At 71.5% G+C, this 13494-nt stretch carries 8 protein-coding genes; 3 read left to right on the forward strand and 5 right to left on the reverse strand.

Annotated elements, in window-relative coordinates; all coding sequences use genetic code 11:
- The first annotated feature begins 38 nt into the window (after positions 1-38).
- Positions 39-3623, forward strand: coding sequence for an indolepyruvate ferredoxin oxidoreductase family protein (locus JJ685_RS07040; protein WP_201673469.1), 3585 nt, complete (start codon positions 39-41; stop codon positions 3621-3623).
- Between the two features lie 48 nt (positions 3624-3671).
- On the opposite strand, the gene JJ685_RS07045 is transcribed toward JJ685_RS07040, so the two are convergent.
- From JJ685_RS07045 to JJ685_RS07055, 3 genes are all read right to left on the reverse strand, one after another.
- Entirely contained in the window at positions 3672-5468 is a 1797-nt protein-coding gene (locus JJ685_RS07045; protein ID WP_201673470.1) for a feruloyl-CoA synthase, read from the reverse strand.
- 206 nt (positions 5469-5674) lie between these two features.
- Positions 5675-6772, reverse strand: a complete 1098-nt coding sequence (locus tag JJ685_RS07050) for an LLM class flavin-dependent oxidoreductase (protein ID WP_201673471.1) — start codon at positions 6770-6772, stop codon at positions 5675-5677.
- A 114-nt stretch (positions 6773-6886) separates the two neighbouring features.
- Positions 6887-7708: an aldo/keto reductase gene (locus tag JJ685_RS07055; protein ID WP_201673472.1), complete on the reverse strand. Its 822-nt coding sequence runs from the start codon at positions 7706-7708 to the stop codon at positions 6887-6889.
- 95 nt (positions 7709-7803) lie between these two features.
- Here JJ685_RS07055 and JJ685_RS07060 point away from each other — a divergent pair, with 95 nt between their 5' ends.
- Positions 7804-9402 carry an MFS transporter gene (locus JJ685_RS07060; protein WP_330901709.1) on the forward strand — a complete coding sequence of 533 codons (1599 nt, stop codon included), beginning with the start codon at positions 7804-7806 and terminating at the stop codon, positions 9400-9402.
- Between the two features lie 3 nt (positions 9403-9405).
- Here JJ685_RS07060 and JJ685_RS07065 read toward each other — a convergent pair whose 3' ends face one another.
- Positions 9406-11136 (reverse strand): IlvD/Edd family dehydratase, encoded by a 1731-nt coding sequence (locus JJ685_RS07065; protein WP_201673473.1) that lies wholly within the window; start codon positions 11134-11136, stop codon positions 9406-9408.
- 4 nt (positions 11137-11140) lie between these two features.
- Complete coding sequence (locus JJ685_RS07070; RefSeq protein ID WP_201673474.1) at positions 11141-12124, reverse strand: tripartite tricarboxylate transporter substrate binding protein; 984 nt, start codon at positions 12122-12124, stop codon at positions 11141-11143.
- A gap of 353 nt (positions 12125-12477) precedes the next feature.
- Between JJ685_RS07070 and JJ685_RS07075 the strand changes: the two genes are divergently transcribed.
- Entirely contained in the window at positions 12478-13410 is a 933-nt protein-coding gene (locus tag JJ685_RS07075) for a dihydrodipicolinate synthase family protein (protein WP_201673475.1), read from the forward strand.
- Positions 13411-13494 lie beyond the last annotated feature (84 nt).

The following is a 13494-nucleotide window of genomic DNA, read 5'->3' on the forward strand; positions in this document are numbered from 1 at the left end:
CGCGGCAAATAAGCTATGCCTCCCCAAGGAGACCCGTCATGGCCGAGCGCAGTACCGAGAGCCCGTCCCCCATCGTCCGCCCCGATTACCGCCTCGCCGACAGCCTGTGGGCCCCCGGCGGCGCCATCTTCCTCACCGGCACCCAGGCCCTGGTGCGCCTGATGCTGATGCAGCGCCAGCGCGATGCGGCAGCGGGCCTGGCCACGCGCGGCTTCCTCAGCGGCTATCGCGGTTCGCCGCTGGGCATGCTCGACCAGGCCGTGTGGAAGGCCGGACGCAAGTTCGAGGAGGCCGGCCTGCGCTTCCTGCCGGCGATCAACGAGGAGCTGGGCGCCACGGCGGTGCTGGGCACCCAGCGCGTCGAGGCCGACCCGGAGCGCACCTGCGAAGGCGTGTTCGCCCTCTGGTACGGCAAGGGGCCGGGCGTGGACCGCGCCGGCGACGCGCTCAAGCACGGCAACGCCTACGGCACCTCGCCGCACGGCGGCGTGCTGATGGTGGCGGGCGACGACCACGGCTGCGTCTCCTCCTCCATGCCGCACCAGAGCGACCAGGCCTTCCAGTCCTGGCACGCGCCCATCGTGGCGCCGGCGAACGTCGCCGAGTACCTGGAGTTCGGGCTGTACGGCTGGTCCCTCTCGCGCTTCTCCGGCAACTGGATCGGCTTCACCGCGCTGTCGGAAGTGGTGGAAAGCGGAGCGACCGTGGACCTCGACCTGGTGAACGCCCGCGTCGCGACCTGGCAGGACGCCGGGACCGTGCGCCAGCTCACGGGATACACCCCGCCGCCCGGCGGCCTGCACTACCGCTGGCCCGACCTGCCTTCGCTGACCATCGAGCAGCGCCTGCACGCCAAGCTCGATGCGGTGCGCGCCTTCGCCCGCATCAACAGCATCGACCGCCACGTGGTGCAGAGCCCGCGCGCGACGGTGGGCATCGTCACGGCGGGCAAGGCGCACTACGACCTGCTGGAAGTGCTGCGGCGTCTCGACGTGCCGCTGGAGACCCTCGCCGCGCACGGCGTGCGCATCTACAAGCTGGGCCTCACCTACCCGATCGAGCCCACGCGCATGCGCGAGTTCGCGCGCGGCCTGTCGGAAGTGCTGGTGATCGAGGAGAAGGGCCCGGTGGTCGAGGAGCAGCTGCGCTCCATGTTCTACAACGAGCGCGAGCGGCCCGCGATCGTGGGCAAGACCGACACCGAGGGCCGCCCGCTGGTTTCGGCCCTCGGCGAGCTGCGGCCGTCGCGCCTGATCGAGGTCGTCGCGCGGTGGCTGGTGGGCCACTTCCCCGACCTCGACCGCCAGCACCTGGTGCGCGACTTCACCCTGCCGGAACTGCTGTCCAACGACAGCGACAGCGTGAAGCGCATGCCCTACTTCTGCGCCGGCTGCCCGCACAACATCTCGACGAAGGTGCCGGAGGGCTCGCACGCGCAGGCCGGCATCGGCTGCCACTTCATGGCGAGCTGGATGGACCGCGACACCGAGGGCCTGATCCAGATGGGCGGCGAAGGCGTGGACTGGGTGTCGCACGCGATGTTCACCAAGGTGCCGCACGTGTTCCAGAACCTGGGCGACGGCACCTACTACCACTCGGGCTACCTCGCGATCCGGCAGGCCGTCGCCGCCCGCGCGACGCTCACCTACAAGATCCTGTTCAACGACGCCGTGGCGATGACGGGCGGCCAGCCCGTGGACGGCATCATCAGCGTGGACGGCATCGCGCGCCAGGTCGAGGCCGAGGGCGTGAAGCAGGTCGTGGTGGTGTCGGACGCCATCGGCAAGTACGCCGCTATCCGCAACCGCTTTCCGGCCGGCACGGAGTTCCACGACCGCGATGCGCTCGACGCGGTCCAGCGGCGCCTGCGCGAGACCCCGGGCGTGACCGTGCTGATCTACGAGCAGACCTGCGCGGCCGAGAAGCGCCGCCGCCGCAAGAAGGGCGAGCTGGTCGACCCGGCGCGGCGGCTGGTCATCAACGACCGTGTCTGCGAGGGCTGCGGCGACTGCTCCGTGCAGAGCAACTGCGTCGCGGTGCAGCCGCTGGAGACGCCGCTCGGGCGCAAGCGCCGGATCGACCAGAGCAGCTGCAACAAGGACTACTCCTGCGCCAAGGGCTTCTGCCCCAGCTTCGTCGGCGTGCTGGGGGGCCGGCCGCGCAAGCGGGTGGGCGTGCTGGCGGACGGCGCCGCCCACTTCATGGAGCAGGTCGACGCGCTGCCGCGTCCGGCGCCGCACGTGTGGGACGCGCCTTACGACCTGCTGGTCACGGGCGTGGGCGGAACCGGGGTCGTCACCCTCGGTGCGCTGGTCGCGATGGCCGCGCACCTGGAAGGGAAGAGCGCCAGCGTGCTGGACTTCATGGGCTTCGCGCAGAAGGGCGGCTCGGTCCTGAGCTTCGTGCGCTTCGCGGACACCGCCTCGCGCCTCAACCAGGTGCGCATCGACACGCAGCAGGCAGACGCCCTGCTCGCCTGCGACCTGGTGGTGGGCGCTTCGCCCGATGCGCTGGCGACGGTTCGCCACGGCCGCACCCGCATCCTGGCCAACACGCACGAGGTGCCCGTGGCAGAGAGCCTGCGCAACCCGGACGCCAGCCTGAAGGTGCCGCTGCTGCTGGAGAAGCTGCGCTTCGCGGCCGGCGGCGAGCGGGTCGAGACCCTGGACGCGCAGGCGCTCGCCGAAGCCTTCCTGGGCGACTCGATCTTCTCCAACATCGTGGCGCTGGGCGCCGCGTGGCAGCGCGCCCTGGTGCCGGTGAGCCTGCCAGCGCTGCTGCACGCCATCGAGCTCAATGGCGTGGCCGTGGAGCACAACAAGCTCGCCTTCTCGCTGGGGCGGCTGGCCGTGGGCGCGCCGGAGGCGATCGCGGCCCTGCTGCGCGGCGAGGCCGTGGGCGCGCCCGCCGCGCCCGAGACGCTGGATGCGATCGTCGCGCGCGGGATGGCGCACCTCACGGGCTACCAGGATGCGCGCCTTGCGCGCCGCTACGCCGATTTCGTGGCCAAGGTGCGGGTGCGCGAGCAGGCGCTGGGCGGCGACGCCACCCTGCCCTTCACGCGCGTCGTGGCGCAGTCGCTGCTGAAGCTGATGGCCTTCAAGGACGAGTACGAGGTGGCGCGGCTCTACACGGATGGCGAGTTCCAGCGGACCCTGCGGCAGCAGTTCGAGGGCGACATCGCGCTGGAATTCTTCATGGCGCCGCCGGCGCTCTCGCGCGCGAAGGACGGCCAGCCGCCGCGCAAGGTGCGGCTCGGGGGCTGGATGATGCCCTTCATGAAGCTGCTCGCGCAGGGCCGGCGCCTGCGCGGCACGGTGTTCGACCCGTTCGGCCGCACGGCGGAGCGGCGCATGGAGCGGGAACTGGTCGAGGCCTACCGGGCGCGGATCGAAGCGCTGTTGCCGGCGCTCTCGCCCGAGCGTCTGAAGACCGCGACCGAGATCGCGGCGCTGCCGCTGGCGATGCGCGGCTTCGGGCACGTGAAGCTCGCGAACGTGGCGCTGGCGCGGATGCGCGAGGCGGAGTTGCTCCACAGGTTCGATCCCGCCACGTATGCGCGTCCGGCGCCGTCGCGCGAAGCGGGGCAGATCCGCGGGATCCGTGTCACCACCGCGGCCTGAACCTCTCCCTCGCCCCTCGGGGGGGAGTGAGGAAGTCACCCCGCCGGGTCAGGCGCGGATCACGCGCGGATCCTCTCCCGCGTACAGCGCCGCCACGTCGGCGGCCCGGCGCGAGAGCACCGCACGCTGGTTGAGGTAGCCCTTGTCGGTGATCTCGCCGGCATCGGCGCTCGGCGGCTCCGCCTGCAGCAGGGCGCGCGTGGGCGTCTGCGCCGAGCCCGCGCCTTCGTCGCGCAGGCTTTGCAGCACCGAGCGCACGTGCGCCGCCAGCGCGGCCTCCGGCAAGGCCTTCGCCTGCGGCGTGGGGAAGACCAGCAGGCCGACTTCCGCCTGCTCGTGGCCGGTGACCACCACGTCGGCCACGTGCGGCGCCAGCGCGGTCACGAGCCGCGGCCGCAGCGTGCCGACGCTCACCCAGGTGCCGGTGGTCAGCTTGAAGTCCTCGGCCACCCGGCCGTCGAAGGCCACGCCTTGCGCGATGTCGGCCGGGTCCACCAGCCGGCCCGCGTCGCCGATGCGGTAGTAGCCCTCGTCGTCGAAGGCCGCGTCGGTGAGGTCCTGCCGGTCCAGGTAGCCGGGGAAGACGTTGAGGCCGCGGGCGCGCAGCTCCAGCTTCTCGCCGTTGGGCACGAACTTCAGTTCCGCGCCGGGCAGCGGCAGGCCCAGGCAGCCCGCGCGGTCTATGCGCCAGTGCACCGTGGTGATCGCCGGCGCCGTCTCGGTCGCGCCCCAGGAGGACGTGAACCACAGCGGCCGGTCGCGCACCCGCGCCGCCACCGCCTCCAGCCGTGACCAGATGCTCTGCGGCAGCGCGGCCCCGGCATAGAACACGCCTTCCAGGGACCCCAGGACCTCGCGCGCGCAGGCCTCGTCGGCCTCCAGGAAGGGCAGCAGCATGTCGAAGCCGCGCGGCACGTTGAAGTGGAAGTTGGGCCGCACCTCGCGCAGGTTGCGCAGGGTCTTCTCGACCAGGCCCGGTGCCGGCCGGCCTTCGTCGATGTACAGCGCGCCGCCGTGCGCCAGCACCATGTGGAAGTTGTGGTTGCCGCCGAAGGTGTGGCTCCAGGGCAGCCAGTCCAGCAGCACGAGCCGGTGCCGGGCGAGGAAGGGCCAGGCCTGCGTCATCATCTGCTGGTTGGCGCAGAGCATGCGGTGGCTGTTGACCACCACCTTGGGCTGGCCGGTCGATCCGCTGGTGAGCAGGTACTTGGCGTGGTGCTCGGGCCGGATCGCCGCGAACGCCGCTGCGACCGCTTCGCTTTCGCCGGCTTCGGTCAGCGCCGCGAAGGGTCGCGCGCCCGGCACCTCCTGCGCGTGCGCGCCGAACACCAGGGTGCACTTGCCGCCCCAATGCCGCACCGCCGGACCGTAGACGCGCGCATCGGCGGCGTAGACCAGCGCCGGCTGCAGCATGTCGAGGATGCCGGCGATGCGGGTGTAGTCCGTCGTCAGGCGGCAGTACGCGCTCGAGACCGTGCAGAAGGGGCGGCCGACGTGCATGGCGGCCAGGCCCAGCAGCGCCGCCTCGATCGCGTTGTCGGAAAGGATCACGACCGGGCGCCGCGGCGGGAGTTGCGCATCGAGCAGGCCCTGCGCGATGCGGCCGACCCGGTCGCGGACCTCGTGGTACGTGAGCTTGCGCCAGGCGTCGGCGGCGTCGCGCTCGGCCAGGAACAGCGCATCGGGCGTCGTCGCCGCCCAGTGTTCCAGCCAGTCGCCGACGCAGCGCGCGTAGGGCTGCAGGGGGGAGGGATGGCGCAGCACGAAGCTGCCGTCGGCGCGCGACTCGCGCACGACCTCGGGCGGGGCGAGCGCCTGCCCGTCCCCGAAGGGGGCGTTCCGCATGATGTCTCCTCGTCCTGCGCCGGGGGTGGGGCCGGTGGCAGGCGCGTTGTCGGATCTGTGTCGCTCGCCGGTCTGCGCCGGCGTGCCCCGATCTTGGCACGGCGGCGCGCGCCCGGGTCGGGCGCGACCCCATTCCTTGCGTCAGGACAAGCTGCGGGCGCCGTGGAGGCGGTACGCGACCGCGCGGTCGCCTGGGGGCGCCGTGCTCATGGCGACTGCGCGAGCGCCGCATTCACGCGCGGCATGACCTCCTGCGCCATCAGCTGCATCGAGCGCCTTCCCAGCGCGGGATCCATCCAGTCGTGGCAGGCGTAGAGCAGCGTCCCGAAGTCGCCGATCTGCTCGCGGAAGGCCAGGATCTGGTCCACCACGCTGTTCACCGTCCCCGCGATCACCAGCCGGTTCGTCACGTAGTCCGGCGTGATCTCGCCATCAGGCTGGTTCGGGTCCAGCTTGAACAGGTTCGAGCGTCCCGAAAAGCCCACCAGCTTGCGCACCAGCTGCCTGAAGTAGAAGTGATACGGGCCTTCGGGGCTCTTGCCATAGCGCTGCGCCACCTCGTCGTCGTCGGCGACGAAGATCGACTTGGCCACGCGCCAGTCCGACGGCGAGGCCTGCGCGCCCACCGCCGTGCGCCCCTCGACGTACTTCGGCCAGTGCGTCTTCACCCACTCCGGCAGCAGGAAGTTGGCGGAAATCGGCGTCCAGCCCCGCTTGGCCATCTCGGTCACTCCCGCGGAGAACGGCGCCACCGCGGTCCCGACGATGGGTGGATGCGGCTTCTGGTAGGGCCGCAGGATCGCGCCCTGCCCGATCTCCAGGATGGAGGTCTGCTTGGTCGACACCTTGAAGAACTCGCCCTGCAGGTCGTAGGGCGGCTCGCCGGCCCAGATCTTCAGCACCATGTCGATGGCCTCGACGAACATGGCGTTGCGGTTCCTCTGGTAGTTGCCGAACACCTCGGCATCGGACATCAGGCCGCCCGGGCTGATGCCCATGATGAAGCGGCCCTCCAGCATGTGGTCCAGCATCGCCACCTGCGCGGCCACCGCCGCGGGATGCGTGTTGGGCATGTTGATGGTGCCGCTGCCCAGCACGATGTCCTTCGTGTCGTGCGCCAGGGACGCAAGGAACATCAGGCAGGAGGTCACGTTCTCGGACAGGTCCGTCACGTGCTCGCCGACGAAGGCCTCGCGGAAGCCCAGGCGGTCGGCCAGCAGGATCGCCTCGCGGTCCTCCGCCAGCGTCTCGGTGGCGATGCGGCCCGGCGGGTGCAGGGGCATCATGAAGGTGCCGAGTTTCATCGTCGGGGTCTCCTGGAAGGAAGGGCGCGGACTCGCTGGTCCTTCATGGGCCGCCATCCTGCGGGGGCGGTGCCGCCCCGTCCATCCGGGGGAACCGCAGGTGGCCCGGCCGGCTCAGGCCGCGAAGGCGTCCATCTTGTCGCGCCAGAACTCCGGCGGCGGGATCGTGCCGCTGCCGGCCGCGGCGTTCTGCGCCATGTGCTCCGGCGAGCCGCTGCCCGGGATCGCGCAGGTCACCGCCGGCGGGGCGAGGGCGAATTTCAGCAGCAGTTGCGACCACGTGCCGCAGCCGATCTCGCCCGCCCACGCGGGCAGGGGCTTCGCGCCCAGCCGGCGCAGCAGGCCGCCACCGCCGAAGGGACGGTTCACCAGCACCGCCACGCCGCGCTCCGCGGCCAGCGGCAGCAGGCGGCGTTCGGCTTCGCGCTCCTGCGCGGAATAGTTGATCTGCAGGAAATCCAGGCGCTCGCTGCGCAGCACCTCCTCGACCTCGGCGTAGGCCGGGGCGCTGTAGTGCGTGATCCCGAGGTAGCGCACGCGCCCCGCCTCTTTCCACTGCCTCAGCGTGGCCAGGTGGCTCGCCCAATCCAGCAGGTTGTGCACCTGCACCAGGTCGATGCGCTGCGTGCGCAGCAGGCGCAGCGAGTCCTCCATCTGCCGGAGGCCGGGGGCCCGTCCGCGGGTCCACACCTTGGTGGCGAGGAACACCTGGCCCTGCAAGCCGGCCTCTTCCACCGCCTGCCCGACGGCCGCTTCGGCCTTGCCGTACATCGGCGAACTGTCCACCACCGTGCCGCCCGCTGCGTGCAGCCCGGAGAGCACGGCGGGCAGGCGCGCGAAGTCCGCGCTGCCGGGCGCGCGGTCGAAGCCCATGTAGGTGCCGCAGCCGATCACCGGCAGGGGCTCGCCGCTGGAGGGGATGGCCCGGGTGTGCATCCGGGGGACGATAGCGCAGGACGGCGCGAGCGGGGGCTGCAGGGGCGATCCCACCCGCGCCTGCAGGCGCGCGCCGCCTCGCTTAGGATGGCCCGGTGAGCGACGACGAAGTCTTGCCGCCCGCCCGCGGCGCCAGCGCGGCCGCGGGCGAGCCGCACCTTCTCTCCGAGGGCAGCCTGCCCTCCTCCACCACGGGCACCGAGGACGCGCATGCCGACGCGCGCGGCGCGGCCGCGGACGAGCCCGCGCGCTCCTCCTTCGCCGCACTGTTCAGCGCCGTGATGCTGCCCATGTTCATGGGCGCGGTCGACCAGACGCTGCTGGTGACCGCCACGCCGCGCATCGCGGCCGAGCTCGGCGGCCTCGCCCAGACCTCGTGGATCGCCGCCGGCTACCTCCTCGCCTCCACCGTGATGGCGCCGCTGTACGGCCGGCTCGGCGATCGCTTCGGCCGGCGCAACGTCATGCTGGTCGCGCTGGTCATGTTCGCGCTGGGCTCGCTCGCGTGCGCGCTGGCGCCTTCGCTGCGGCTGCTGGTCGCCGCGCGCGTGCTGCAGGGCCTGGGCGGCGGCGGGCTGATGGTGCTGTCGCAGGCGCTGATCGGCGAGCTGGTTCCGCCCTGGGACCGGCCGCGCTACCAGGGCTACTTCGCCGTCATCTTCACGACCTCCAGCGTGGGCGGGCCGCTGATCGGCGGCTTCGTCGTGCATCACGGCGACTGGCGCTGGCTGTTCCTGGCCAACCTGCCGCTGGCGGCGCTCGCGTTCTGGCGCATGTCGCTGCTGCCGCGGCCCCACCCCTCCGCGCAGCGGCACGCGCCCTACGACCCGCTCGGCTTCGTCCTGTTCGCGCTGTGCGCGGCCAGCGCGCTGGTGTGGTTCGGGCAGGTGGGGCACGGCTTCGCGCTGGTGTCCCTGCCCAGCGCCCTGATCGCGGCCGCCGCGCTGGGCACGGGCGTGGCGCTCGCGCTTCAGCAGCGCCGGCACGCCAATGCCTTCCTGCCGCTGGACATCCTGCGGCTTCCGGGCGTGCCCTGGGTGTGCGCCTCGGTCGCGGGCTTCGCCGGCACCCTGTTCGGCCTGCTGTTCCTGCTGCCGATCTACCTGCAGGTCGCCCTGCGCGCCAACGCGCTCGACGCCGGCCTGCAACTGCTGCCGCTGACCGCGGGCATCGTGGTCGGTTCGACGCTCAACGGCCGCTACAGCGCCCGCACCGGCACCAGCGGCCGGCTCCCGCCCTTCGGGCTGGCGCTGGCGGCGCTCGCCATCCTCGCGCTTGCCTTGCTGCCGCCGCTGCCGGGAGTGATCACGCCGGCGGCGGCGCTCTGCGGCGTGGGCTTCGGCACCGTGATGCCCAATGCGCAGCTCGCCACGCAGATCCTCGCGGGGCGGCAGCGGCTCGGCGCCGCAGCCGCGCTGCTGTCGCTCACGCGCTCCAGCGGCGCCACGCTCGGGACCGCCGCCTTCGGCGGGCTGGCGTTCGTGCTGCTGGGGTCGAGCGAGGGCAGCCTGCAGGTCGGCCAGCTGGAGCCGGCGCGGGTGATGCAGGCGTTCCACATCGTCTTCGGTGTGCTCGCGGGCTTCGCTGCGCTGGGCGCGTTCGCGGCGTGGCGGGCGCCGCGGATGGACTTGAGGGCGCATGCGGAGCGGGGGAGCGCCCCCACCCCGGCCCTCCCCCGCAGGGCGGGGGAGTGAGGATCAGGCCTTCGGCACGCGGCCGCGCACGTCGGGCGCGGCGAGGAAGTCGAAGTCCACGCCCTTGTCGGCCTGGGTCACGGTGGCGAGGAACAGCTTGCGGTAGCCGCGCTCGGCGGCCGGCTCCCGCACCGGCTGCTCCTTCGCCCGCCGCGCCAGTTCCTCGTCGGAGACCTCCAGGCTGATCTCGCGCTGGTTCACCGACAGTCGGATGCGGTCGCCGTTGCGCACTTGCGCGAGCGGCCCGCCGATGGCGGATTCCGGCGTCACGTGCAGCACGATGGTCCCGAAGGCGGTGCCGCTCATGCGGCCGTCGGAGATGCGCACCATGTCCTTCACGCCCTGGCGCGCCAGCTTGCGCGGCAGCGGGATGTAGCCGGCCTCGGGCATGCCGGGGGCGCCCTTGGGACCGATGTTCTTCAGCACCAGGATGTCGTCGGCCCGGACGTCGAGGTCCTCGCTGTCGATGCGGTTCGCCAGGTCCTCGAGGCCCTCGAACACCACGGCCCGGCCTTCGTGCTCCATCAGCTTCGGATCGGCCGCCGACTGCTTGATGATCGCGCCGCCGGGTGCGAGGTTGCCGCGCAGCACCGCGATCCCGCCCTGCGGATAGATCGGGTTGTCGCGCGGGCGGATCACGTCCTGCTTGAACGGCGGGGCCGCGCATTCCAGCTCCTCGCCCAGCGTGCGGCCGGTGACGGTCAGCGCATCGAGGTGCAGCAGCGGCTTGAGTTCGCGCAGCAGCGCCGGCATGCCGCCGGCCGCATCGAAGTGCTCCATGTAGTGCTGGCCCGAGGGCTTCAGGTCCACCAGCACCGGCGTCTCGCGGCCCATGCGGTCCAGCGCCTGCAGGTCCACCTCGAAACCGAGCCGCCCCGCGATGGCGGTGAGGTGCACGATCGCGTTGGTGGAGCCGCCGATGGCGAGCAGCACGCGCATCGCGTTCTCGAAGGCCTTCTCCGTCAGCACCTTGTCGATGGTCAGGCGGCTCTTCGCGACCTGCACGGCGAGCGCGCCGGTCTGCTCCGCCACGCGCATGCGCGCCGAGGTCACGGCCGGCGGCGAGGCGCCGCCCGGCACCGTCATGCCCAGCGCTTCGGCGATGCAGGCCATGGTGCTGGCCGTGCCCATCACCGAGCAGGTGCCGACGCTGGGCACCAGCTGGTTGTTGACGTCCGAGATCTCCTGCGGGTCGATCTCCTCCGCGCGGAACCTGCCCCAGTAGCGGCGGCAATCGGTGCAGGCGCCCACCGTCTCGCCGCGGTGCGAGCCGGTCAGCATGGAGCCGGTGATCAGCTGCACCGCCGGCAGCCCCGCCGAGGCGGCGCCCATCAGCTGCGCGGGCACGGTCTTGTCGCAGCCGCCGATCAGCACCACGGCGTCCATCGGCTGCGCCTTCAGCATCTCCTCGGTGTCCATGGACATGAGGTTGCGCAGGTACATGCTGGTGGGCGCGGCGAAGCTCTCGCCGATGGAGATGGTCGGGAACTTCACCGGCAGGCCGCCGGCCAGCATGATCCCGCGCTGCACCGCCTCCAGCAGCTGCGGCATGTTGCCGTGGCAGGGGTTGTAGCCGCTGCCGGTGTCGGTGATGCCGATCACGGGGCGGTCCAGCGCGTTGTCGGTCAGGCCCGCCCCCTTGATGAAGGCCTTGCGCAGGAACAGCGAAAAGCCGGCGTCACCGTAGTTGGTGAGGCCCTTGCGCATGCCCGTGGGCTGGTCGGATTGGCTCATGGAATTACTCGTCGGCCTTCACGCCGGTCTCGTCGATCACTTTCGCCCACTTGGCGACTTCGGCCTTCAGGCGCTCGGCGGCCTGGGCCGGGGTCTGCGGCGGCAGGACATAGACGCCCTGCTGCAGGAACTGCTCCTTCGCGGCGGGGTCCTGCATGATTTTGCCCAGTTCCGCGTTCAGGCGGGCCAGCACGTCGGCCGGGGTGCCGGCCGGCGCCATCACGCCGAAGGTGGACACCACCTCGAAGTCCTTCCAGCCGGACTCCTGGACGGTCGGCACCTCCGGCAGCATCGAGATGCGCTGCGGCGTGGTGACGGCCAGGGCGCGCAGCTTGCCGGCCTTGACCTGCTGCAGGGCCGCGGGCACCGTCTCCGCCGCCATCAGCACCTGGCCGCCGACGAGGTCGGTCATGGCCGGGCCGCTGCCCTTGTAGGGCACGTGGATCATGTCGGCGCCGCTCTGGACGCGGAACATCTCCACCGCCATGCGCTGCGGGGCGCCGGCGCCGGAGGAGGCGTAGGTCAGCTTCTTCGGGTTGGACTTGGCGAAGCTCACCAGTTGCTGGAAATTCTGCGCCGGCACCGAGGGATGCGTGACGAACACGAGCGGCACGAAGCCCACCACCTGCACCGGCACGAGGTCCTTCACCAGGTCGTACGAAAGCTTGCCCCGCTCCAGCTTCGCCATGGTCGAATGCGAAGTCATCGCCGCCATCAGCAGCGTGTAGCCGTCCGGCCTGGACTTGGCGGCCAGGTCGGCGCCGATGTTGCCCCCGGCGCCGCCGCGGTTGTCGACCACCACCTGCTGGCCCAGCGCGGTGGAGAGGCGCTGCGCCACGATGCGGCCGATCACGTCGGTCGCGCCGCCCGGCGGGTAGGGCACCACCAGCTTCACCGGATGGTCCGGCCAGGCCGCCAGCGCGGCGGCGGGCAGCAGGGCGGCGGTGGCGAGGCCGGCGCAGAGGGCGCGGCGCAGCATCGATGGCATCTTGTCTGTCTCCTTGTTGGTTTCGCTCGGAACTAGTGTCCTGTCCCACAAATATCTAGGCTCTCGCTGCCCCGTATCGGGCCGCAGGCAAGGCGCGGGCGCGGGTCAAGCCTGGCGGGCTTGACCCGTGCACGCAACGCGGCATGCGGCCCGATACGGGACAGCCCGGAGGGTTCGGCGCATGCGGGGCCCTCGGCGGTCGTCCCCGCATGCACCGAACGAGAGCCTAGATATTTGTGGGACAGGACACTAGAGCTTGCGAGTTTGCGCAGCCCGGCGCTCGGGGGAAACCCACTCCCCTTATCTTCAGAACACAAAATATCTTGCGGTCCGGCTCACGACAATCGTCCACCATGACCGCCACCCCCTCCCGCCTGCAGGGCGTCTTCTCGCCCGTCCTCACCCCGTTCGACGCCGACTACACGCCGGACCCGGACCGCTTCATCCGCCACTGCCGCTGGCTGCTGGACCAGGAAGTCGGGCTGGCGGTCTTCGGCACGAATTCGGAGGCGAACTCCATGTCGGTGGGGGAGAAGCGCCGGCTGCTCGAAGCCCTGCTGGAGGCGGGCATCCCGCCGGCGCGCCTGATGCCCGGCACCGGCTGCTGCGCCCTGAGCGACTCGATCGAGCTGACGAAGATGGCCGTGCAGGCCGGCGTCGGCGGCGTGCTGATGCTGCCGCCCTTCTACTACAAGGGCGTGAGCGAGGAAGGCCTCTACCGGGCCTTCGCCAGCGTGATCGACGCCGTGGCCGACGAGCGCCTGCGCGTCTACCTGTACCACATCCCGCCGGTCTCCAGCGTGGCGATCCCGCGCGGGCTGGTCGCGCGCCTGCTGAAGGCCTATCCCAAGGTCGTGGCCGGCATGAAGGACAGCTCGGGCGACTGGAACAACACGAAGGCGTTCATCGAGGAGTTCGGGCCGCAGGGCTTCGACGTGTTCGCGGGCAGCGAGAACTTCCTGCTGGCGGACCTGCGCGCCGGCGGCCCCGGCTGCATCACGGCCACGGCCAACGTCAACCCGACGAAGATCGTCCAGCTTTACAAGAGCTGGCGCGATTCCGATGCGGACGCGCAGCAGAAGGCGCTGGACGCGACCCGCGCCGCCTTCGCGCAGTTCCCCATGATCCCGGCCATGAAGGCGGCCATCGCCTGGAAGACCGGCCGCAGGGACTGGGCGCACGTGCGGCCGCCGCTGGTCGACCTGGATGCCGAACAGCAGCAGACCTTGCAGGCCGCGCTGGACAAGGTGGGCTTCACGATGCCCAACGCCGGGGCGCTCGGCTGACGAGGCTGACGCCGGATTGCGCTGGATCAACCGGGGGCGCCATGCGGCGTTCCCGCTCTTGGGAAATGACTTGCGTCAAGGGAA

This window comes from Ramlibacter monticola, assembly GCF_016722785.1.
Lineage (GTDB): Bacteria > Pseudomonadota > Gammaproteobacteria > Burkholderiales > Burkholderiaceae_C > Ramlibacter > Ramlibacter monticola.

What these genes read in the sequence shown, in the direction of transcription:
- JJ685_RS07050 (WP_201673471.1), bottom strand. Translation starts at nt 6,772, where the DNA reads ATGAAACTCGGCACCTTCATGATGCCCCTGCACCCGCCGGGCCGCATC.
- JJ685_RS07065 (WP_201673473.1), bottom strand. Translation starts at nt 11,136, where the DNA reads ATGAGCCAATCCGACCAGCCCACGGGCATGCGCAAGGGCCTCACCAAC.
- JJ685_RS07070 (WP_201673474.1), bottom strand. Translation starts at nt 12,124, where the DNA reads ATGCCATCGATGCTGCGCCGCGCCCTCTGCGCCGGCCTCGCCACCGCC.
- JJ685_RS07075 (WP_201673475.1), top strand. Translation starts at nt 12,478, where the DNA reads ATGACCGCCACCCCCTCCCGCCTGCAGGGCGTCTTCTCGCCCGTCCTC.
- JJ685_RS07055 (WP_201673472.1), bottom strand. Translation starts at nt 7,708, where the DNA reads ATGCACACCCGGGCCATCCCCTCCAGCGGCGAGCCCCTGCCGGTGATC.
- JJ685_RS07040 (WP_201673469.1), top strand. Translation starts at nt 39, where the DNA reads ATGGCCGAGCGCAGTACCGAGAGCCCGTCCCCCATCGTCCGCCCCGAT.
- JJ685_RS07045 (WP_201673470.1), bottom strand. Translation starts at nt 5,468, where the DNA reads ATGCGGAACGCCCCCTTCGGGGACGGGCAGGCGCTCGCCCCGCCCGAG.